Source organism: Sphingobium sp. DC-2 (assembly GCF_000722555.1).
Classification (GTDB): domain Bacteria; phylum Pseudomonadota; class Alphaproteobacteria; order Sphingomonadales; family Sphingomonadaceae; genus Sphingobium; species Sphingobium quisquiliarum.
On sequence record NZ_JNAC01000102.1, the window covers coordinates 1 to 3,200 of the forward strand.

Below are 3,200 nucleotides of genomic sequence, written 5' to 3' on the forward strand. Positions count from 1 at the left end.
GCAGAGCGACAGCCTACCTCTGACTGCCGCCAATCTTTGCAACAGAGCCGTCCGAAGAGTTCCTGCCCATCGTCCATCTGGTGTTCTCAAACCTCAAAGCGTGGCTCAACGGCATCCACCACGGCGTCAGCACCAAGCATCTGCAAGCCTACCTCAACGAGTTCACTTTCCGCTTCAATCGCCGCTTCTACCCGTTCAACGCCTTCCGATCCCTCCTCGGGATCGCCAGTGATATCGAGGCGCCGACCTTTGCCGAACTCTACTCAGGCCAATGGACCCACCATACCATATCTAGTGGGTGTATGCCTTAAGCGGATAGGCACGAACCAATTCTGCAATGTGACGAGTTAAGGCTTGTGAAGACGGCCCGTTATCGTTGATACGCATGGCGACACTTACGTCGGGAAGCATCGGTAGGCCCAAACCTGGCGATACCTTCACGAGGTCTCGCGTCAGCTGCTGAGGTGAACGAACTGTTATGCCCAGACCAGCTTTGGTCGCACTGAGTAACCCCTCTAGGCTGGTGCTGACACAAGCTGGTCTCCACGAGATGCCATGTTCTACAAGCGCACGCAGCACGATGTCACGAACAATGCAGGGCTCCGGAAATAGGACTAGCGGAAGTGGCGCACCAGGAGTCAGCTTGAAATCCCGCGCGGCAATCCAAATGAGCTCTGTATCCAAAAGGCTCTCGCCTAAGGGCTCCCCTAGCGGATCAGACGTTGCGATCGCCACGTCCAGTTCGCCTCTTTCAAACGCGGCATGAATGCGCCGGTTTAGGTCGACCACAAGATCGATCTGTACCTCTCTATGAGCATCCTGAATCTCGCGTAGCAACATGATCAGTGCGCCTTCGGCAAAGTCCTGCGCAACGCCTAAGCGAACCCTGCCACGGAAATTGGTCTGAGTGAACTCGCTGAGTGCCAGATCATTCAAGTGCAGCATGCGGCGCGCATGCTCAAGGAGCCGTTGACCCTTATCCGTAAGACTTTTCCCGCGTCCGTCCTTGTAAAAAACGTCTCCCCCAAGCACGGCGTCAAGCCGCTTCATTTGCAAACTTATGGCGGGCGCTGTCAGACACATTCGCTCGGCAGCCCGAGCAAAGCTGCCCTCTCGTACAACCGCCTCGAAAGTGCGCAACACGTCTAGCTCCAGATGCTTGGCCATAGGTTTCAACCGCTTATGCATTCGTTAAAAGATTCAACTTTACTCATGTAAAGCCGCTATGGCAACCTTCCGGGGCGTCTTCAAAAGGCGTTCACCCACAGGTAGGAAGGAGACATGGATGGCGAACTTTCACCCGCCGCTTAAGGCAGTTGCATTCGATGCCTACGGCACGCTATTCGACGTTTACTCGGTTGGTGCCACAGCCGACCGATTTTTCCCCGGGCGAGGCGAAACCCTCGCGCAGCTCTGGCGCGACAAACAAATCGAGTACACGAGACTCCGAACACTTTGCGACAAGTACGTCTCGTTCTGGCAGGTGACCGAAGACGCACTCACATTTGCCTGTCTTCGCCTGAACCTGACTGTGACCCCTCCGCAACGAGCAGAGCTACTTGATCAATACCGCCGACTGAAGGCGTACGACGAGAACAGCGGTGCTCTAAAGCGCCTGAATGCGATGGGACTTCCCCTCGCAATCCTGTCCAACGGAGACCCAGAGATGCTCGCCGATGCAGTGTCCGCCGCTGGCCTCGGCTCACACTTTGATCATCTGTTGAGCGTCGACTCAGTTCAACGCTTCAAGACGGCGCCAGAGGCGTACCAGCTAGGCCCTGACGCGCTTGGCTTCAGGCCCGAAGAAATCCTCTTTGCATCCTCGAACGGCTGGGATATCGCTGGAGCTACGTGGTTTGGCTACACGACCTTTTGGGTCAACCGCACTGCCCAGCCGATGGAGCAACTTGGCGTGCGGGCTCACGCAGAGGGACGCTCGTTGGACGACTTAGTGAAGTTTGTCGCCCAGCGAGTCTGACCTTCGTCCACACCGGCCTGGCCGAATTCAAAGCCCGCCAGATCGCGGTGCGCGGGGAAGCGTGCCGCGCCCATCTGGTACGCCATGGAGCGCACCGTGCGCTCGGCCTGTTCGGCGCGCAGCAACTGACCCAGGAACGCCTCGGGACTGAACTCGGTGTGCCGCGCCTGCGCGGCCACCTCGGGGTAGTTGGCGGCCATGCCGTGCAGCTTCAAGGCCTTGAGCGCTGTGACGATGGCCTGGCTCATGGCTGCGCTCCTGGAGCATCGTCGCCATCCACCGAGCGCAGCCGGTCGTAACGCTGCACATTGGCCAGCGGCTGCACCGTCAGCGTCAAGGGCGTCTTGACCTCCTGGGCATCGCCCGTCTGGCCACCAGCCTTCAAACGTGCCAGCACGTTGAGCACATGCTCGCCACTGGGCTTGCCGCTCTCCAGTGCCAGCTCGGCCGCCACCAGCACCGGCTCCAGACCATGCACCGGCACGGCCGCCAGCACCTGCGCCATCACCCGGTCACCGCCCTCGTGGCGCAGCAGGATGGACTGCAGCTTCTTCAATGGTTCGGGCAGGGTCTCGAAGGGCGCGCCGTTGCGCAATGCGCCGGGCTTGCGTTCGATCAGGCTCACGTAGTGGCGCCAGTCGTAGAAGGTCAGGCTGCGCTCGAAGCTGCGCGCGTGGCTGGCGATGCGGATGTTCTCGGCCACCACGTCCAGGCGGTCCGGGTACAGGCGCAGGCTGACCACCTCGTGGACGTGCTCGGTCGGTACGCTGTAGCGGTTGCGCTGCAGGTGCACCAGCGCCGTGCTGGAGACCCGGGCGAGCACCTCCACGTAACCATCAAACGGCTTGGGGTTGGGCATGAGGCGCAGTTGTTCGTCTTGCAGCACGTCGGCCACCTTCAGCGTGGGCCATTCGGGGTGGTTGAGTTCGGCCCACGCGGCGCGGCACTCCTGGGCCAGCCAGTCGTTGAGCGCTTCCATGCTGGGCCAGCGCTGTTTGAGCGCCTTGTGCCAGATGCTGCTGCGCCGGTCGCGCACGTTCTTCTCCACGATGCCCTTCTCCCAGCCGCTGGCGACGTTGCAGAACTCGGGCTCGAACAGGTAGTGGCCCGTCATGGCTTCAAAGCGCGCGTTGATCACACGCTTCTTGCCCGCGCCGACCTTGTCCACGGCGGTCTTCATGTTATGGGATGGACGCCTCCCGACTTCCAGGCACCATGGATG

General features: G+C 60.4%; 3 protein-coding genes and 2 pseudogenes. 2 read left to right on the forward strand and 3 right to left on the reverse strand.

Going from position 1 to position 3,200, the window contains the following annotated elements:
* Nucleotides 1–50 precede the first annotated feature (50 nt).
* A pseudogene (locus tag ET21_RS0118730) lies at nt 51–311 on the forward strand (transposase); the annotation flags it as partial.
* On the opposite strand, the gene ET21_RS0118735 reads toward ET21_RS0118730, so the two are convergent.
* Nucleotides 292–1,167, reverse strand: coding sequence for a LysR substrate-binding domain-containing protein (locus ET21_RS0118735; RefSeq protein ID WP_162180716.1), 876 nt, complete (start codon nt 1,165–1,167; stop codon nt 292–294). The pseudogene ET21_RS0118730 and the gene ET21_RS0118735 overlap by 20 nt on opposite strands.
* A 118-nt stretch (nt 1,168–1,285) precedes the next feature.
* On the opposite strand from ET21_RS0118735, the gene ET21_RS0118740 reads away from it, so the two are divergent.
* Nucleotides 1,286–1,978 (forward strand): haloacid dehalogenase type II, encoded by a 693-nt coding sequence (locus ET21_RS0118740; RefSeq protein WP_030540859.1) that lies wholly within the window; start codon nt 1,286–1,288, stop codon nt 1,976–1,978.
* Here ET21_RS0118740 and ET21_RS0118745 read toward each other — a convergent pair.
* Nucleotides 1,921–2,226: an ATP-binding protein gene (locus ET21_RS0118745; protein ID WP_030093095.1), complete on the reverse strand. Its 306-nt coding sequence runs from the start codon at nt 2,224–2,226 to the stop codon at nt 1,921–1,923. The genes ET21_RS0118740 and ET21_RS0118745 overlap by 58 nt on opposite strands.
* Nucleotides 2,223–3,200: pseudogene (locus tag ET21_RS0118750) on the reverse strand (IS21 family transposase); the annotation flags it as partial. The pseudogene ET21_RS0118750 and the gene ET21_RS0118745, both read right to left, overlap by 4 nt.

Excerpts from the sequence above, each read along its gene's own strand:
- ET21_RS0118745 (WP_030093095.1), bottom strand. The coding sequence starts at position 2,226 with ATGAGCCAGGCCATCGTCACAGCGCTCAAGGCCTTGAAGCTGCACGGC.
- ET21_RS0118740 (WP_030540859.1), top strand. The coding sequence starts at position 1,286 with ATGGCGAACTTTCACCCGCCGCTTAAGGCAGTTGCATTCGATGCCTAC.
- ET21_RS0118735 (WP_162180716.1), bottom strand. The coding sequence starts at position 1,167 with ATGGCCAAGCATCTGGAGCTAGACGTGTTGCGCACTTTCGAGGCGGTT.